18 protein-coding genes are annotated in these 17,226 nt (G+C 39.1%); 9 read left to right on the top strand and 9 right to left on the bottom strand.

From position 1 onward, the window contains the following. The first annotated feature begins 19 nt into the window (after nucleotides 1-19). Nucleotides 20-1,150, top strand: a complete 1,131-nt coding sequence (locus Q2T41_RS02235) for a formylglycine-generating enzyme family protein (RefSeq protein WP_367186813.1) — start codon at nucleotides 20-22, stop codon at nucleotides 1,148-1,150. Nucleotides 1,151-1,155: 5 nt separating this feature from the next. On the opposite strand, the gene Q2T41_RS02230 is transcribed toward Q2T41_RS02235, so the two are convergent. Beyond that, the gene (locus tag Q2T41_RS02230) at nucleotides 1,156-1,908 is read right to left on the bottom strand and encodes a LytR/AlgR family response regulator transcription factor (protein WP_304434749.1); all 753 of its coding nucleotides are present in this window, start codon (nucleotides 1,906-1,908) and stop codon (nucleotides 1,156-1,158) included. Nucleotides 1,909-2,079: 171 nt separating this feature from the next. Here Q2T41_RS02230 and trxB point away from each other — a divergent pair, with 171 nt between their 5' ends. After that, nucleotides 2,080-3,063, top strand: a complete 984-nt coding sequence (trxB, locus tag Q2T41_RS02225; protein WP_304434748.1) for a thioredoxin-disulfide reductase — start codon at nucleotides 2,080-2,082, stop codon at nucleotides 3,061-3,063. Between the two features lie 68 nt (nucleotides 3,064-3,131). Here the strand turns inward: trxB and Q2T41_RS02220 are convergent, their stop codons facing one another. From Q2T41_RS02220 to Q2T41_RS02190, 7 genes are all read right to left on the bottom strand, one after another. After that, nucleotides 3,132-3,578, bottom strand: a complete 447-nt coding sequence (locus tag Q2T41_RS02220; RefSeq protein WP_304434747.1) for a hypothetical protein — start codon at nucleotides 3,576-3,578, stop codon at nucleotides 3,132-3,134. 137 nt (nucleotides 3,579-3,715) lie between these two features. Beyond that, nucleotides 3,716-4,753, bottom strand: a complete 1,038-nt coding sequence (locus Q2T41_RS02215) for an aminotransferase class I/II-fold pyridoxal phosphate-dependent enzyme (RefSeq protein ID WP_304434746.1) — start codon at nucleotides 4,751-4,753, stop codon at nucleotides 3,716-3,718. Further along, the gene (locus tag Q2T41_RS02210; protein ID WP_304434745.1) at nucleotides 4,753-5,766 is read right to left on the bottom strand and encodes a dipeptide epimerase; all 1,014 of its coding nucleotides are present in this window, start codon (nucleotides 5,764-5,766) and stop codon (nucleotides 4,753-4,755) included. Before Q2T41_RS02210 ends, Q2T41_RS02215 begins: the two co-directional genes overlap by 1 nt. An 86-nt stretch (nucleotides 5,767-5,852) precedes the next feature. Continuing rightward, nucleotides 5,853-6,584: a head GIN domain-containing protein gene (locus Q2T41_RS02205; protein ID WP_304434744.1), complete on the bottom strand. Its 732-nt coding sequence runs from the start codon at nucleotides 6,582-6,584 to the stop codon at nucleotides 5,853-5,855. A 96-nt stretch (nucleotides 6,585-6,680) separates the two neighbouring features. Next, complete coding sequence (locus Q2T41_RS02200; RefSeq protein ID WP_089260001.1) at nucleotides 6,681-8,468, bottom strand: PspC domain-containing protein; 1,788 nt, start codon at nucleotides 8,466-8,468, stop codon at nucleotides 6,681-6,683. A gap of 2 nt (nucleotides 8,469-8,470) precedes the next feature. After that, a complete protein-coding gene (locus tag Q2T41_RS02195) occupies nucleotides 8,471-8,806 on the bottom strand; it encodes a PadR family transcriptional regulator (RefSeq protein WP_068484071.1) in 336 nt (111 codons plus the stop codon). Nucleotides 8,807-8,986: 180 nt separating this feature from the next. Then, nucleotides 8,987-9,469 carry a DUF4870 domain-containing protein gene (locus tag Q2T41_RS02190; RefSeq protein ID WP_089260002.1) on the bottom strand — a complete coding sequence of 161 codons (483 nt, stop codon included), beginning with the start codon at nucleotides 9,467-9,469 and terminating at the stop codon, nucleotides 8,987-8,989. A gap of 195 nt (nucleotides 9,470-9,664) precedes the next feature. On the opposite strand from Q2T41_RS02190, the gene Q2T41_RS02185 reads away from it, so the two are divergent. The 5 genes from Q2T41_RS02185 to Q2T41_RS02165 all read left to right on the top strand — a co-directional run bounded on the left by Q2T41_RS02185 (nucleotide 9,665) and on the right by Q2T41_RS02165 (nucleotide 12,988). Further along, complete coding sequence (locus tag Q2T41_RS02185; RefSeq protein ID WP_304434743.1) at nucleotides 9,665-10,123, top strand: DUF4442 domain-containing protein; 459 nt, start codon at nucleotides 9,665-9,667, stop codon at nucleotides 10,121-10,123. Between the two features lie 61 nt (nucleotides 10,124-10,184). Then, on the top strand, nucleotides 10,185-10,652 hold the full coding sequence (locus tag Q2T41_RS02180; RefSeq protein WP_304434742.1) for an FKBP-type peptidyl-prolyl cis-trans isomerase: 468 nt from the start codon (nucleotides 10,185-10,187) through the stop codon (nucleotides 10,650-10,652). 51 nt (nucleotides 10,653-10,703) lie between these two features. Continuing rightward, nucleotides 10,704-11,207, top strand: coding sequence for a hypothetical protein (locus Q2T41_RS02175; protein ID WP_304434741.1), 504 nt, complete (start codon nucleotides 10,704-10,706; stop codon nucleotides 11,205-11,207). A 53-nt stretch (nucleotides 11,208-11,260) separates the two neighbouring features. Beyond that, nucleotides 11,261-12,058: a TIGR00266 family protein gene (locus tag Q2T41_RS02170; RefSeq protein WP_304434740.1), complete on the top strand. Its 798-nt coding sequence runs from the start codon at nucleotides 11,261-11,263 to the stop codon at nucleotides 12,056-12,058. Between the two features lie 276 nt (nucleotides 12,059-12,334). Then, on the top strand, nucleotides 12,335-12,988 hold the full coding sequence (locus Q2T41_RS02165; RefSeq protein ID WP_304434739.1) for a DUF2461 domain-containing protein: 654 nt from the start codon (nucleotides 12,335-12,337) through the stop codon (nucleotides 12,986-12,988). On the opposite strand, the gene Q2T41_RS02160 is transcribed toward Q2T41_RS02165, so the two are convergent. Then, on the bottom strand, nucleotides 12,989-14,557 hold the full coding sequence (locus tag Q2T41_RS02160; RefSeq protein ID WP_304434738.1) for a M81 family metallopeptidase: 1,569 nt from the start codon (nucleotides 14,555-14,557) through the stop codon (nucleotides 12,989-12,991). Between the two features lie 319 nt (nucleotides 14,558-14,876). Between Q2T41_RS02160 and Q2T41_RS02155 the strand changes: the two genes are divergently transcribed. Next, a complete protein-coding gene (locus Q2T41_RS02155; RefSeq protein ID WP_304434737.1) occupies nucleotides 14,877-16,577 on the top strand; it encodes a GMC oxidoreductase in 1,701 nt (566 codons plus the stop codon). 3 nt (nucleotides 16,578-16,580) lie between these two features. After that, entirely contained in the window at nucleotides 16,581-17,177 is a 597-nt protein-coding gene (locus Q2T41_RS02150) for a gluconate 2-dehydrogenase subunit 3 family protein (RefSeq protein WP_304434736.1), read from the top strand. Nucleotides 17,178-17,226 lie beyond the last annotated feature (49 nt).

The raw sequence follows: 17,226 nt of genomic DNA, 5'->3' as shown, positions 1-17,226 counted from the left end.
TTTGGGCATGTAAATGATTATGATGAAAAGAAGGACCAATTTAATTGTATTGATGCTGATTTGTTCTATGTTGGCATGTTGCAAAACGGAACCAAAGAGCAATGCTAACGCGCATGAAGAAGCTGTGCAAGAAACGGGTGGTGTAGCACCAAATCATAAACTTTTTGTGGAACAACCAGCTGATATTGCCGTACCGGAGGGTATGATATGGGTGCCAGGGGCGGCATTTAAGCAAGGAGCCGTAGGTATGGATAAAATGGCCATGGGGCATGAGAAACCGGCAATAGAAGTCTTGGTAGACGGGTTTTTTATGGATGTCACGGAGGTTACCAATAAGGAATTTGCGCAATTTGTCAAGGAAACTGGATATATAACCGTGGCGGAGCGCGGTATAGATTGGAATGAATTAAAGAAGCAAGTACCCGAAGTAACCCCAAAACCACATGATTCCATTTTACGCCCAGGATCGTTGACATTCAAAAAAACCAAATCTCCGGTTGCAAATCTTTATGATTTTTCACAATGGTGGCAATGGTCTATTGGGGCCAATTGGAAACATCCCAATGGGCCTGAAAGTTCAATTGAGGGTAAAGAGGATTACCCAGTGGTGCAGGTGGCTTATGAAGATGCAATGGCTTATTGCAAATGGGCGGGAAGACGCCTACCTACGGAAGCCGAGTGGGAATTGGCCTCTAGGGCTGGAAAATTTGGAACAATCTATCAGTGGGGCAATGATAGCGGCCAACTGGTTAAGAGTGCCAACACATGGGAAGGAAATTTTCCAAATGAAAACACTAAACTAGATGGTTTTGAATTAAGGGCACCCGTTAAATCGTATCCACCAAACGCATATGGAATATATGATATGGCGGGTAATGTGTGGGAATGGACCAGTGATTGGTATAATAGTGGGTATTACAAGGAGTATACAAATAGGGGCAAAGTGATCTTAAATCCTACAGGGGCATTGGAACCGTTTACACCGAACAATCCTTTAGCAAGGGAGAAGGTGATAAAAGGGGGGTCATTTCTATGTAGTGCATCGTATTGTGCAAGCTATCGTATATCGGCACGTATGGGTTCCAGCATGGATTCTGCTTTGGAACACACAGGGTTTAGAACGGTTGCAACTGTAAAAATGCTGCAATAAGTTCATTAATCCACACAATTGAGAAGTTTGTCCAACTCTAAATTTTTGGTTCGGCTTATCGGTATTTTTTTATCCTTTATTTCTATGAATTCATGATTGTACCGTTCAACCATATTTAAGTTGATGATGAAGGATTTATGGATGCGAACAAACTTATCATCTTTTAGTCGTTCATGAAAAGCACTCATAGTGGACAAGATTACATAGTTCTTTTCTGGGGTAATGACTTTTACATAATCGCCTAAGGCCTCTACCCATTGAATAGCATGTATATTGAGTTCTACCTGTTTTAAGTTATGTTTTACCATTAATTTACCGTCCGTATTGGACAACGAGCGTTTTCTAAATTTTTCAATGGCTTTTCCTATCGCAATATCAAATCTATTTTTGCTATAAGGTTTTAATAAAAAATCAGTCGCATTGTAATCAAAGGCTTCTAGGGCATATTTGGGATTTTGGCTTATAATAATGACTTGTGCCGGTACGTTAAGTTTTCTTAGAAACTCAAATCCGGTTATAATGGGCATTTCAATATCCAAAAAAATGAGATCAACCGGTAATTTGTTAATTACCGACAGTGCCTCTGAACCACTGCTAAAAGATCGGTATAGTTGCAATTGAACGTTCTTTTCAACCAGTCTTTCCAGTAAAATCCTGTGTACGTTGGAGTCTTCTACTATGGCACATTTTAATGTTCTCATATAGTAATTGTTAATGGTTCTCTTAATATGTACGGGAGAAAAGGTGTTGGGGTTCATAAATTTACAAAAAATTAAGACTTCGTTATAATTTTACATCAACTATTGGCATCCCTTTGTTTAGCATATATTCTCCTTATATGCAGATTAAAACTTTTGATAACTTAATTGTAAGTTTTTTGCTCAAAAACCTACTTTTGTAGTAGAACGAAAACTGAACAACTTCAAATTATGTCTGATAAAATAGAACGCGTTAAAACATTGATTATAGGATCTGGTCCCGCAGGTTATACTGCGGCAATTTATGCCGCCAGGGCAGATTTAAAACCGGTAATGTATACGGGTATGGAACCTGGAGGTCAGTTAACGACCACGACCGAGGTAGATAATTTTCCCGGGTATCCTGAAGGTATCGATGGGCCTACGATGATGGTGCAGTTGCAGCAGCAAGCGGAACGTTTTGGAACGGAAGTAAGGATCGGGATGATTACTGCAGTGGAATTTTCCAAAGTACCGGGAGGCATCCATAAGGTTATTGCAGATGGCGAAAAGGAGATTGAGGCAGAAACGGTTATCATTTCTACAGGAGCATCGGCAAAATATCTAAATATTCCAAGTGAGCAGCGTTTGCGCGGCGGCGGCGTATCTGCTTGTGCAGTTTGTGATGGATTCTTCTATAAAGGTCAGGATGTTGCCATTGTTGGGGCAGGTGATACCGCTGCGGAAGAGGCTTCTTATCTGGCCAATATTTGTAATAAGGTGACCATGTTGGTACGAAGGGATGAAATGAGGGCTTCCAAAGCAATGCAGCATAGGGTAAACAGCCTTAAGAATATTGAGGTACGTTATAATACGGAAGTAGATGAGGTTTTGGGCGACCAAGTGGTAGAAGGTTTACGTATGGTGAACAATAAAACCGGCGAAAAAGATGAAATTGCCATTACGGGTCTGTTCATTGCCATTGGGCATAAGCCAAATACGGATATATTTAAAGGTCAACTGGATATGGACGAGACGGGTTATTTAATAACCAAAGGCAAGTCAACCAAGACCAATTTACCTGGGGTGTTTGCAAGTGGCGATGCTCAGGACAAAGAGTACAGGCAAGCGGTTACCGCTGCTGGATCAGGTTGTATGGCCGCATTGGATGCGGAACGATATTTGGCAGAAATTGGTTCTGTGGAAGAGACCGTTGCAGGGCAGTATAAAATATAAATTGCAAGAATACCATGAAAAAAGCGCCATTTTCTAGAAAATGGCGCTTTTTCATGTTTAGAAACGGTCTAATCGATTCTTTTGTAATTTTCGGAGAACGTCCGGTTTCCTTCCTCGTCTAAACTAATTTGGCTGAACTTATCATCGCTCAGCATTAGTTCAAAGGTAAAGATCCTCATAGTATCCATAGCCTGTATCATTTCATTGTCACCGTATTCCAAGGTTTCTACCAGGCGGTCTTCAGTAATATGGTACGTTCCATAACCGAACCTTCCTACTTTGTCTACCGGTACATAACGGCTCCACATTATTTTACCGTTGTAGTACATTTTAACCTGCCGGTAACCGTCTGTTGTGGGTACGGTATCAATGACCTGTTGGCCATCATAATTATAAAAACTTTCTAATTCCCAAGTGCCCTCAATAGTGTGCATATAGTCAGTTTTAAGGGTATTGGTAGAGGCTGCTGAAACCAAAATGAGCAATAATGCAATTAATCCTATAATTTTTTTCATAATGGTAAGGTTTAAGTTAATAATTGTGTTGAATGAGTACTAAAAAGATACGATAATTATTTATAAATTAACATAAATTGTCCATGTTAATTATGGATTTAATAATTATGTATCTATTTGATTGTTGATATAATAAATCAAGAAGGGTCAAAGCGATTTATGGTATCACATAGGGTAAGAATGTCTTCCGCCGTATGTAACGCACTGATTACAATACGGCTCATTACCGCATCATTGGAAGTAGGATATCTAAAATTGGTAACGATAATTCCATTTTTTTCTAGGTACAATGTCAATTGTTCATTTTGAAAGCTAAACGTAGGATGGCCTGTAGAGAACTTGAACAAGGATGGTAACTGTACATTCTTGGTGAACAAGGTTAAATTTTTTTGTAATACCAATTGTTTCTCATGAATGATGTGTTCCGCATCCTTAATTGTAGCTAAAGCAGCTGGAGCGGCAGGACTGGAGCCTCCGTACATTTCTGTATCCCTTAATCGTTCTATCATGGTACTAGAGCCAAAAATGGCACCGGCACCTATACCGTATCCCTTTCCTAAGGAACATGAAACCACTAGGTTCTTAGGGTTAAGGGATTGTAAAAATCGATAGCTTCCACTACCGTTAATTCCGGTAATGCCAATTCCATGGGAATCATCGACCACTAAGGTGGTATGTTGTAAGGGTATGGACGTTAGCCAATGATAATCCGGATAATGCTGACCGTTAAAATCTATGCTGTCCAATAAGATTACTTTTTCCTGATTTGGAAATTTTTTCAAATCCGTGATCATTGCTAAAATAGTAGCATACTTATTGGTCATCTCATTGGATAATGCGGAATGGGTTTGTGGTGCGTAAAATAGCTTGTGGTCGTTCTTGCACAAGAATTGATAAATTAACTGACCGGCAAGATAACCGGAGGACATGGTCATACATTGTTCTGAACCAACGATATGGGCTAAATAATGCTCTACTTCATCATACACGGAAAGTTTAATATTGGATTTACGCGATGCACCGTACCCCGTACCATATCTTTTCATGTTTTCAAGGTAAAGCGCTTGAAAAGCCATATTGGTCTGTAACCCTAAATAGGAGGTGCCGCCAAAATACAGATAATTTTTACCCCCTATTTTTACTTCTCTTCCCGGAAATTCATTTAGGTTATACATTATTCTAGGAGCTGAATACCGCTGCCGGCCAATTTAGGAAAGATAACTTTTGCTTCGTTAGTAATCTGTACTCCCGTAGCAATGTCCTTTTTTAACAATAAGGCACCGTCCATATCTACATAATCTAGCTGTGGCAATAATTGCGCAATGGCAGAGATGCCAACGGTAGATTCCGTCATGCAACCCACCATAACTTTTAGGCCCAATTGTTTGGCTTTTTTGATCATGCGCAGGGCAGGGGTAAGACCGCCACATTTTGTCAATTTTATGTTGATACCCGTGTAGTGAAGGGCACATTTTTCAACATCGCTCTCTACAATACAGCTTTCATCTGCAATTACCGGTAATACGCTATGGTGCATTACCTCTTCCATACCGGCCCAGTCATTGGCTTTTAAGGGCTGTTCCAAAAATTCTACGCCTAGCTCTTTAAGAATTGGGGCGTTAAATATCGTCTCTTGGGCGGTCCATGCACAATTGGCATCTATCCTAAAAACGGCGTTGGTATGTTTTCGTAATTCTCTCACTATGGCTACATCGTCTGGAGTGCCCAATTTAATTTTATAGATAGGCCACGGCATTTCCTGCATCTTATCCCGCATAACATCAATACTGGCAATACCTATGGTATAGTTGGTTATGGGGTAATGGTTATTCTCCGTGCCCCAAAGGGTGTACAGTGGTTTTTCCTTCAATTTACCATAAAGGTCATGTGCCGCTAAATCTAATGCACAGACAGCAAAATTGGATAAGCCTTTGGAGGTTAAAAATCGATGAAATACTTCTGGGGTGGTAAAATTGAAGGTGGTTATTTCTTCCTCGATCCCCATTATCTCCTTTTCCATACTATCTACAGTAATTTTATAGTAGGGATTGGAGGTAGCTTCACCATATCCGGTTTTACCGTTTAGTGTCAAGGCAGCGATGAGGGTATCCTGAACATCATGGGACTCCCTGGAAATACTGAATGTATGTTTTAGGGGGAGGGAATATTTTTTTAAGAGTACTTGCATAGTACTAATATACAGATAAGGATGCTACTAAAAAATGAAAACCCGCTGAATGTTCAGCGGGTTTTTAATTATCCTGTTCCTTGTAATCAATACTTGTGTACGCTACCGGAAACCGATTTGTTCTTTTGTACGGAAGGTTCGCCTTTGTACGAGATGTTGCCACCGCTAGATGCTTCTGCGGTTAAATTATCCTGTACATGGATGCTCACATTTGCACCACTGCTTGCATCCGCATTGCAGGCAACCGTCTTTAAGTCGCCGGCTTTGATATTGGCACCGCTGCTACCATCCACATATACTTCTTTGGCCGTGCCGGATAATGTAATATTGGCTCCGCTACTGGCATCGACTTCCATATCCGTAACATTTACATTGGCGCTTAAAATTGCACCGGAACTTGCATCTACTTCCAGTTTTTCTGACTGTATCATGTTCTCTGCCGTTAATTGTGCGCCACTAGAAGCATAAAGACCACTTACTTTTGGTAAAGTAACGTATACTTTTTTGGTAGCTCTGCCAATGTTCTCTATGGCATGAATTTTAAGTTTGCCGTTTCTAATATCGGTACCGATCAAATCCATAATATTTTCATCTGCCTCTACCAGAATATCAAAATCGCTTCCTTGGGTAACATATACCTCAAGACCTTCCGATGCCGATACTACGGTAAATTCTTCGGTTATTTCACGGGTTTCCTCAACGACCACGCCGTTACCTTTTTCCCCTGAACCAAAATCCCCAAAGTTAATGTCAAAGCCGCAAGAGGATAATAAGAGGGCTAAGACTAGAGCTACTGTAATTCTTACTAATGTTGTCATGATTGTTTGTTTTTAGATTGATGTAAATTTGATGTTTTTATAAGGTTGTTACCACAATATCTTACCCAACTGTAGATACTGGTAACCGAACTGTAATTAATTGATACTGTCATTGGCGTTGATCTTTACGCCGTTCTCGTCCACTTTCATTTTAAACATTTCTCCGTTATCGTTGACATCGATATCAATACCGTTTTCATTGATCATAATTTTTCCTTTTTCCCCATTGCCGTTAATATTGATATCTATGCCCTGGCCATTAATGTTGATACGGTTTTTGTTTTCATCCTCATTTTGAATACCCAGATAATCAGGGCAGTCTAAACAATGGAGTTCACCATTATCTTGCATTTCCCAAACATAGCCTTCCAGGTTATCCACATCCCTGTCTGTAGACATGGTCGTAATCCAATTTCTGCTATTGTCCTGTTCATAGGTTAATATGGTGCCTACCGGTAAAAATACATTTACACGTACTTCCTGATCTTTGAACTTTGGACCTTGTGTGGTCAGATAATCATTTAAGGAAATGGTATTACCGTTTATCTCATAATCATAATTTATCTGCTCCGCAATTTCCTTTGCTTCCCTGTTAGATGGTCCGTCTGCTTCTTTACGTACTTGAATACGCACTAAACTGTCCTTTGACTTTCTTATGCGGAAACGCACATCATCAGAAACCAAGATCTTGTTACCTGCCTCATCATAAGAAATAAACGTATCTCCCATATGCATGTTTTTCTCATAATCGAACTCATCTGTCGTTATAATTCTTAGGGCAATGGTATCTGAAGGTATTACGCTCGTAATTTCATTCTCAACGGATGTGCTACCCGTATATGCGTGCGATGCCGCTTCCCTAATTCCAAAGACAATTAATAGAATTATGGATATGAGCCATAAGCCCAGCAATGAAAACTTAGCAATACTACCTATGGATTTTAGGTTGTTCACCAGTATTTTAAGCCCAAGGTACATTAGAAAGAAAAAAGGAATACCAATAGCGAAAAATGCCAGTAAAGATACCACCCAGATTGGCATGTTGGTAGAATTCACCACATTGTAAAAATCAATACCCGGTACATGGATCACATCCAAAATACCAACGGTAAACATACCTACAAATAAACCTATTAAGGTTGTGGCCCCAATAATGACCAATAAAATACCTATAAACTTGCCAAAAATCTTAAAAATAAACATGACAATATCACCAAAGGTGTCAAAAATTGTTTTCCCTCCTTTTTTGACGGTGTCACCTACTTTTTCGTAATCGACACTTTTTACACGATCCGCTACGTCATCAAAACCCTCTTTGACCTTACGTTCAATATTGCTAATGTTAACGGCTTGGCCGCTCATGTCCAATTTTTGAGAGGTAGTCTTTGCCTCTGGAATAAGGATCCATAACAGGCCGTAGATAAAGATGAAGCCGCCCCATGTAAAAATGGTAAGGAAAATCCATATCAAACGTATCCAAAGGGGGTCAATGCCAAAGTAATGGGCAAGTCCGGAAGAAACACCTGCAACATATTTTTTATCGGTATCCCTAAATAATTTTTTGACCCTAGTCTTTGTACCGGTACTTTTTGCCCTTGGCTCATCTTCAAAAATTTCCTCATCTACCATATAATCTTCGGGCTGGCCCATAATGGCAATGACCTCGTCCACTTCCTTATGGGTAATTACCTGTCTGTCGTTCTCCAGTTTTTCATGGAATAATTCTGCAATACGGGCTTCTATATCCGCAATGATCTCGTCACTTCCAGGTGTGTTGGCAAAGGACCGTTTTACCGATTCCAAATACCTTCGCATTTTATTATATGCCTCTTCGTCAATATGGAAGAGCATGTTTGCTAGATTTATATTTACTGTCTTGTTCATTGTTAGCTGTTTTTAGTGTTGGTTACCAGGTTGGTTGCTTTTCTCAGTTCGTCCCAAGTAGTGTCCAATTCCTTTAAGAAGAGTTTTCCCGTCTCGGTTAAGGTATAGTATTTTCTTGGCGGTCCAGATGTGGATTCTTCCCATCTGTAGTTCAAGAGTCCGGCATTCTTTAACCGGGTAAGTAGCGGATAGATTGTTCCTTCTACTACCAGCATTTTGGCATCTTTTAGCGTTTCTAGGATTTCTGATGCATACTTGTCATGCCCGTTTAAGATGGACAGGATGCAGTATTCCAGAACCCCTTTTCGCATTTGTGCTTTTGTGTTTTCTACGTTCATAATGTCTTTTTGCTTTTTATGCAGTCCCCCTCTTGCTGGGGTTGCTCCATGGTCCCTGTTGTCTGCATAGATTAACTGTTCGTTTTTTGATTGATGAATAAACATCCTGATTGATTTTTTTTGATTGATCGATAAACTCTTTAAGGTGTGATGAGTACCTATTTTTAATGATTACGGTAATTATTTGATAAACTTAATGGTTAGCGGATACTGAAAGTGTTGGCCTTCATTAGTACGTATGGTAGCCAATATGGTATACACAATATTAATGATGAACAAAGCTGATTGGGCAAAAACCAAAACTCCTGCAGGTATCATCCACGGTCCAAAGAAATGGTCACTATCAAAATGAAAATTTACCGAGTTCAGATTTGAAAATGTTGAAAATCCAAAATGGTCAAAATCAAAGAGATTTGGAATCAGTCCGCCTAAAAAGAAGGGCAAACTGATCATGCCAATTAAAATGGAGTAGAGCAAAATGCTAATTTGAAAATTCAGCGCTTGCTTACCGTTATGGTCTACGAAATCATATTCCTTTTTATTGGCGGTCCACAATACAAGGGGAATAATAAAATTCCCAAAAGGAATAAAATACTTGGAAAACGTACTTGCATGGATAATTGCAGAGAGGTTTCTTTCGTGCTTGGTTAATGTTTCTGTCATGATTGATGTATTATTTGATGATTGATGTTTTGGTTACTAGGTTAAGACCAATTACGTTGATAACCTATTAACTTCCTATGCAAATATATGTCTAAAAAAAGGTACTATGTAACGCATAGTACTAATATTTAACATTAATTTAACATTTTAGAATACTGTAAATTATGGCTACTTTTATCGAAATAATAAAAGTATATGGCTGTTACCGCTAGTAAATTCAATATGTTCGCCTTTATGAAACTACCGGCCGCCTGGTGGTGCGGAGTGCGTTTAAGGGAAATAGATAAGGAACGTGCAATTGTTACCGTAAAACATAGATGGATCAATCAAAATCCGTTCAATTCCATGTTTTGGGCCGTGCAAGGAATGGCCGCAGAGTTGTCCACAGGTGCCATGATGATAGACCAAATAGAGGCTACTGGAAAAAAAATTTCAATGCTGGTGGCCAATAATAAAGCCAATTTTTCTAAAAAGGCAACAGGTAAGATAACATTTACCTGTACGGATGGGCATTTAATAAAAGGTGCGTTGGAAAGAACCATAGCCACGGGAGAAGGGCAGACCATTTGGATGAAATCCGTAGGTGTAAACGAGGAAGGGGTTGTGGTCAGTACATTTAATTTTGAATGGACGGTGCGTTTAAAAAAGAGATAGTGTACGGGAGAATTACCCAAAATAGAAAGAAATTTAATTGAATAAATAATAATATATAATAATGAAAAAGTGTTTAGTTCCCTTGTTGTTATTGTTGGTAGTAAGTTGTTTACCCGATAATTCGAAATCAGAAATTCCAACGACCGATTTTACGGCTGAGAACGAGGAAGAGATAATTACCTATATAAACGATAATAATTTAGATGCTCAAAAAAGTCCTTCCGGACTTTATTATGTAATTGAAAATCAAGGAACAGGTGCGGCACCAACGGCAAGTTCTGATGTTACCGTGGCGTATAAAGGATATTTTTCAGATGGTTCTGTATTTGACGATAGTCAAGGAGATGGCATTACCTTTAATTTAAGTGGAGTTATTGCCGGGTGGACAGAAGGCATCACATATTTTAATGAAGGCGGTAGTGGTATATTATTGATACCCTCTCGTTTGGCATACGGTAATACGGGTAGATCGGGAATTCCTGGTGGAGCCGTTTTAATTTTTGATATAGAATTGCAATCGGTTAATTAACAAAGTAGTATTTCCCCTATATTTAAGGAAGTTTATCATTTTAAGCAACCTTTGGCGAACAAAATATATTTTAAGGAAACTCAGAAATTCACCCAAGGATGGTTATGGATATTGTTGATAACTCCTTTGGCTCTTTTGGTATATCAAGTTCTAGCTCCTATTTTTCAGACCGCTCCCAATACATCTGGCAATCTTTCATTTTCTATAACAGCACCTAAAAGTTTTTGGATTAGTTTTTTAGTATTGTTATTGGTAATTCTATTTATCGCATTCTCAAAACTAAAGACGATAATTACAGAAGACACTATACAAATTAGGCATTTGTTATTTGTAAAAAAGATTATCAACACTAAGGATATTGAAAAAGCCGAAATGATTACATATGGTTTTGTAGGCTATGGTATTCGGCTAAGTTTAAAACATGGTACGGTATATAACGTTAAAGGAAATACTGGACTGGCCATTATCTTAAAAAATGGCTCAAAGTATTTGATTGGCACCCAAAAAAAGAAAGAATTATCAGGTGTCATTAAAAAAATCTTACCGGATATGTAACATTTGCATGCTAATGCACATCTAATAGTCATCAATCAAAAATAAATTATACAATGAACGCACACGAAATAGACTACGAAATTTTTGGAGAAGAAATGCAATATGTAGAAGTAGAGCTAGACCCACAGGAGGCGGTAGTAGCCGAGGCGGGTAGCTTTATGATGATGGATACGGATATAAAAATGAATACCATTTTTGGAGATGGCAGTAATCAAGATAATAGTGTTTTAGGTAAAATATTCTCTGCGGGTAAACGTATGTTAACGGGAGAAAGTCTTTTTATGACCGCTTTCTTGAATATTGGTCAGGGAAAGAAAAAAGTCAGTTTTGCATCGCCATACCCAGGTAAGATTTTACCAGTAGATTTATCTGAAATGGGTGGTCGTTTTATTTGTCAGAAAGATGCTTTCTTATGCGCCGCTAAAGGCGTTTCAGTTGGAATTGAATTTTCAAAGAAATTGGGACGTGGACTTTTTGGAGGTGAAGGATTTATCATGCAAAAATTAGAGGGGGACGGAATGAGTTTTATTCACTCCGGCGGAACCTTGGCTAAGAAAACCTTAGGTCCTGGAGAAGTGTTGAAAGTTGATACCGGATGTATTGTTGGCTTTACAAAAGATGTGGACTATGATATAGAGTTTGTTGGGGGTATCAGAAATACCATATTCGGGGGTGAAGGACTGTTTTTTGCGACGTTAAGAGGTCCGGGTACCGTATATATTCAATCATTACCGTTCAGTCGTTTGGCGGGCAGGGTTCTTGCTTCTATTCCTCGTGGAGGAAAGGACAAAGGTGAAGGAAGTATTCTAGGTACATTAGGAGATATCGTTGGTGGAGATAATCGGTTTTAATTTTAAGTATTAAGTTTCAGGTATCAGGTATCAGGTATCAAGTATCAAGTATCAAGTATCAGGTATCAAGTATCAGGTATCAAGTATCAGGTATCAAGTATCAGGTATCAAGTATCAGGTATCAAGTATCAAGTATTAAGTACAAAGTATTAAGCGGAAGTACAAAGTTCTAAGTACTAAGTATGAGGTAGGTTATAAATTTGCACTTGAACTTGACTTTTGAACTTGAATTTGGTTCATTCCAACAACCAACAACCAACAACCAACAACTAATTAATGAGTTTCAAAAATCAAATAGAATTCCTTAAAGAACTTCAAAAGAATAACAATAAGGAATGGATGGATGCAAACCGAAAATGGTATAAGGAAGTACGGGATGAATATATCAATTGGCTAGATAGTATGAATAATAGACTATCACATATTGATAAGGATTATTACGATACGCCCGGTAAAAAGGGCATCAATAGAATTAATAATAATTTGATGTTTCATCCCAACAAACCCGTGTACAAAGATCACTTTGGTGCCGGATTTGATAAAAAACCAAATACAGCAGATTTCTATTTTGAGTTGGGTATAGAACGATGCATTTTTGCTGGCGGTTTATGGAGACCGGAACCAAAAGTAGTACGTAGTGTTAGGGAGGCTATAGATTATAATGGTGATAAACTTCAAAAAATCCTGAATAAAAAATCATTCAAAACACTTTTTGGTGGATTATATGAAGATGCGAAATTGACTAAATCCCCGAAAGGATTTTCTAATGACCATAAGCACATAGAATTGCTTCGAAATAAAACCTTCGGGGTTGAAACAACTTTTGCGACAGCGCAGACCTTCAATCAAAATTTTGATGAAAAATTAATTGAGGTGTATAAAGAAATGCTGCCTTTTAGACGTTATTTGAACAAGGCGATTACGGTTTAGTTATTCGGCATTGGAAGCCGGTATCCACCGTGCGGATAGATCCGGGTTTTCCATATCGGCATCTAAAGGAAACATTGGCCTTTTAATACGCTTGTACCCCAATCTATTTAAGTCTTGGTCAACTCCGCCAGGAGTCAGGGCCATAATCCAATCCCCCCGCATATCATATAGTTCAGGTACCAAGTAACCTATTTTTACGACTACAATATCTGTTTCCTTTGGGTTCAGCCCTAAATTGGTGAAATCGCTCAAATGGTGGTAAGGCTTTCTTTTTTTGGTAACTATAACATGTATGCTCCCAATTTTCACTACGACCTCAACTTCTGCATTGACATCGCCTTGCTTTATGGTCGTAATAGTACCTTCTAAAGTCAATGGTCCTGCAAAGCGGTTATCCACTGCAGCTCCAGCTTCAGCTTTAATTTTTCCGCCGACTCCTATTTCAAGGGCTTTAGCTACAAATTCTGGTCCGGGAATGGAGGCATAAATTAACGATGTACCATTATCAGATGCAAACTCTGGCCTTGCGAGCAATTGTTTTAATGTCCATGTTACATCACCTGCACCGCCAGCGGTAGGGTTATCTCCCATGTCACTGATCATATATGGCTTTTTGTCACTGGCCAATGCCAATTTCAAACTTTCGTCCAAAGTGGTGGTAGGGGCTACAAATTCAAATTGTTTTCTAACCTCCCAAAAACTTTGTGCTAGATGTTCAGCTCCCTGTTCAACTTGCTCTTTATTGTCACCGGTCACCATAACCACGGCATGGTTTCTTGGTTCATCTGCCCAAGCGTAGCCTATCCAGATAGCCGCATCAATTACTCCGTCTTGTTTTGTGATATCCGGAATTTTTGCATACAGACTTTTGCCCGGTTCTATGCGTGTACTCGTTTTTTCCCCTGGTAAAAGTATGGGTACGGGAACCCAAGCTTTGTATGCAGGTTTACCTTTGCCATTTTCCAATCTATCTATAAGGTTGCTCACAGCTCTTTTTTTAGACTGTATTGCATCTTCATGCGGCGCCATACGATAGCATGTAATGAGATCGGAATGTTGTGCCAATCGTTCAGAGACATTGCCATGTAAGTCCATGGAAGTTGATACCAGAACATCATCGCCAATGACCTCACGTATACGTGCTATTAAATCTCCCTCTGGGTCATCCAAACCAACAACGCTCATTGCACCGTGTATATCAAAAAAAAGTCCGTCATACGGTCCGTTTTCTTCAAGAAGTTTTAAACTTTTGGCTAACAAGGATTCATAAGCCTCTCTCGTTACGGTACCTCCTGGTAAAGATTTGCCTACCAGTGTTGGTATCCATTCTGCCCTTTGTCTCTGTAATGAATCCAGCTGTAAAAAAGGATATCTGTTATAGACGGAATCCCCAATTTTTGCATGAAAGGCTTCTTCCGTAGAAAGGGCGGGAGAAAACGTGCTACTTTCAATTCCTAGACCGGCAATGGCAATTCTCGGTAATTTTTTTTGTTGCAGATCCTTTGTACCCTCATTGCAGGAAGAAAGAACCAATACGAACAGAATCAAGTAAATGTAAGTAGTTTTCAATACAGAAGTTGGTTTATGGTTTGTTATGAAAAGATAGAAAAAAAGCGGTGTTAAAACCAATAGTATTTGCCCGATAACCTGTATGAGGCTATCAATGTAATAAAATAACCTGTTAGGTACACTTTTTACGAAAAGGTTTTCGAAGGTATGGATGTTGGTTTTTTGGATTGTTTAATCCATATTATGATGTAAACACAATACTTAATTTTAAAGTTTAGGCTGTAATCTATGTAGATAGTAAATAGCTAGAAAACGAACAAAGTTTGACACGTGCATTAAATCAACTAAATTGGGTGTAGAAATCAACTCAAACCAAATAATGGCAAATTTTAATATTGATGCAAAGAAGGAGGTCACCTATGATGCGATCGTTATTGGATCGGGAATTAGTGGCGGATGGGCGGCAAAGGAACTTTGTGAAAAAGGATTGAAAACATTAGTGCTGGAGCGTGGGCGTATTGTTGAGCATGTAGTGGATTATCCTACCATGAACGTGGATTCTTGGGATACGGAACTACGGGGCGGTCTAACACCAGAGCAGAAAGAAAAACATTATAAGGCTATCAGGTCTGGTTGGATCGGTACAGATACGGAACATTTTTGGGCAGATGATAAAGCTAATCCATATACGGAAGAAAAGCCTTTCTTATGGTTGCGAGGCCATCAAATGGGGGGGAAGTCTTTGTTATGGGGCAAGCAGACCTACCGATGGAGCGATTTGGACTTTGAGGCAAATGCCAAGGACGGCCATGGAGTAGATTGGCCTATCCGATATAAGGATATAGAACCTTGGTATACTTATGTGGAGAAATTTGCGGGCATTAGTGGAGAGGCCTTAGGTTTACCGCAATTACCGGACAGTCATTTTTTACCACCAATGGAATTAAATTGTGTTGAAAAACATGTGAAAAGTAGGATAGAGGAGGAGTTTTCCGGTAGAAACATGATTATTGGAAGGGTAGCCCATTTAACCCAACCCCACAACGGTAGGGGCCAATGTCAAAATAGAAATAGATGTAGCCGTGGTTGTCCGTACGGAGCTTATTTTAGTAGTAATGCCGTTACTTTACCTCCGGCAAATGCTACAGGAAACCTGACCATACGACCTTTCTCAATTGTTCAATCCTTGGTTTATGATGAAAAAAAGGAAAAAGTCACCGGAGTAAGAATCATTGATTCCGAGACCAATGAGGCCATAGAATATTCGGCAAAAATAATATTCGTCAACGCATCGACCTTAAGCACAACACAGATACTCATGAACTCTAAATCTAGCCGTTTTGAAAACGGATTGGGTAATGATAGTGGTGAGTTGGGCCATAACCTAATGGACCATACCTATAGAGTAGGTGCAATAGGAACGGTAGAAGGTTTTGAAGATAAATATTATAAAGGGAGAAGACCTAATGGCATCTATATTCCCAGATATGTGAACATTGATGAGAAGAGTAAATCTGATAAATTTTTACGTGGTTTTGGTTATCAAGGAGGAGCCTATAGAGGAGGTAATGCGGCAAATGTAGAAGCATTTGGGGCAGGTTATAAGGATAGCATACTAAAACCCGGTCCATGGGAAATGTTCATAACAGGTTTTGCGGAATGCCTACCGTACCACGATAATAAAATTTCCTTGAATACGGACGTTTTGGATAAATGGGGGCAACCGACATTAACTATAGATGCTGAATTCAAGGAAAATGAAAAAGCGTTGAACAAACAAATACAGGAAGATGCCGTAGAAATGCTCACAAAAGCCGGGGTTAAGGATGTTTTAGGCTTTGATAATGAGCACCCGCCAGGATACGGAGTGCACGAAATGGGTACAGCACGAATGGGGCGTGATCCAAAGACTTCCGTATTAAACGGATTTAACCAAGTGCATGCCGCTAAAAATGTATTTGTGACGGATGGTGCGTGTATGACCTCGTCATCTTGTGTAAATCCGTCATTAACCTATATGGCATTAACGGCCAGAGCAGCGGACTATGCGGTATCAGAATTAAAAAAATTAAATATCTAGGCAATGGACAGAAGAAAAGCGTTACAAAAAACAGGACTTTTTGCGGGAGCAACATTTTTAATGCCTTCCATGCTTTCATTATTTGAATCTTGTAAATCTGAAAATAGATTAGATTGGAAACCGTTGTTCTTTACGGATGTAGAGGCAAACACTATTGCTTCCTTGGTAGATAAGATTTTACCTAGAACAGATACACCAGGTGCCTTAGATGTAAAATCGGACATTTTCATCGATACGGTAATTGCTAAATCTTACGATAAGGCCGGACAAGAACACATGAGGGCGGATATAGCCGCTTTTAATGAAAATTGTTCTTCTAAATATGGTGATGTATTTTATAATTTAAGCGATGACGATAAAACGGCCGTATTGAATGAGGCCGAAAAAAGTTCAGGTAAATTTGGCAAAGGCGTATGGGGTACTGGTGTAGGGCCTCAAGAAGAAATTGGTTTTTACAGGTCTATGAAATCCATGGCCATTTGGGCATATATGACGTCTGAAGAAATTGGTAAAAATGTTTTGAATTATGATCCCGTTCCAGGAGAATATGAACCTTGCAAGCCGCTTTCCGAGGTTGGGAATAAATGGAGTTTAGGTTAAGTTTTTAAAATTCTAATGAGATGCTTTAAATAGCTTCACTACAATAGAC

Source organism: Maribacter confluentis (genome assembly GCF_030505015.1).
Lineage (GTDB): Bacteria > Bacteroidota > Bacteroidia > Flavobacteriales > Flavobacteriaceae > Maribacter > Maribacter sedimenticola.
Note: the sequence above shows the minus strand (reverse complement) of the source record. Positions and strands in the feature narration are given on the sequence as shown.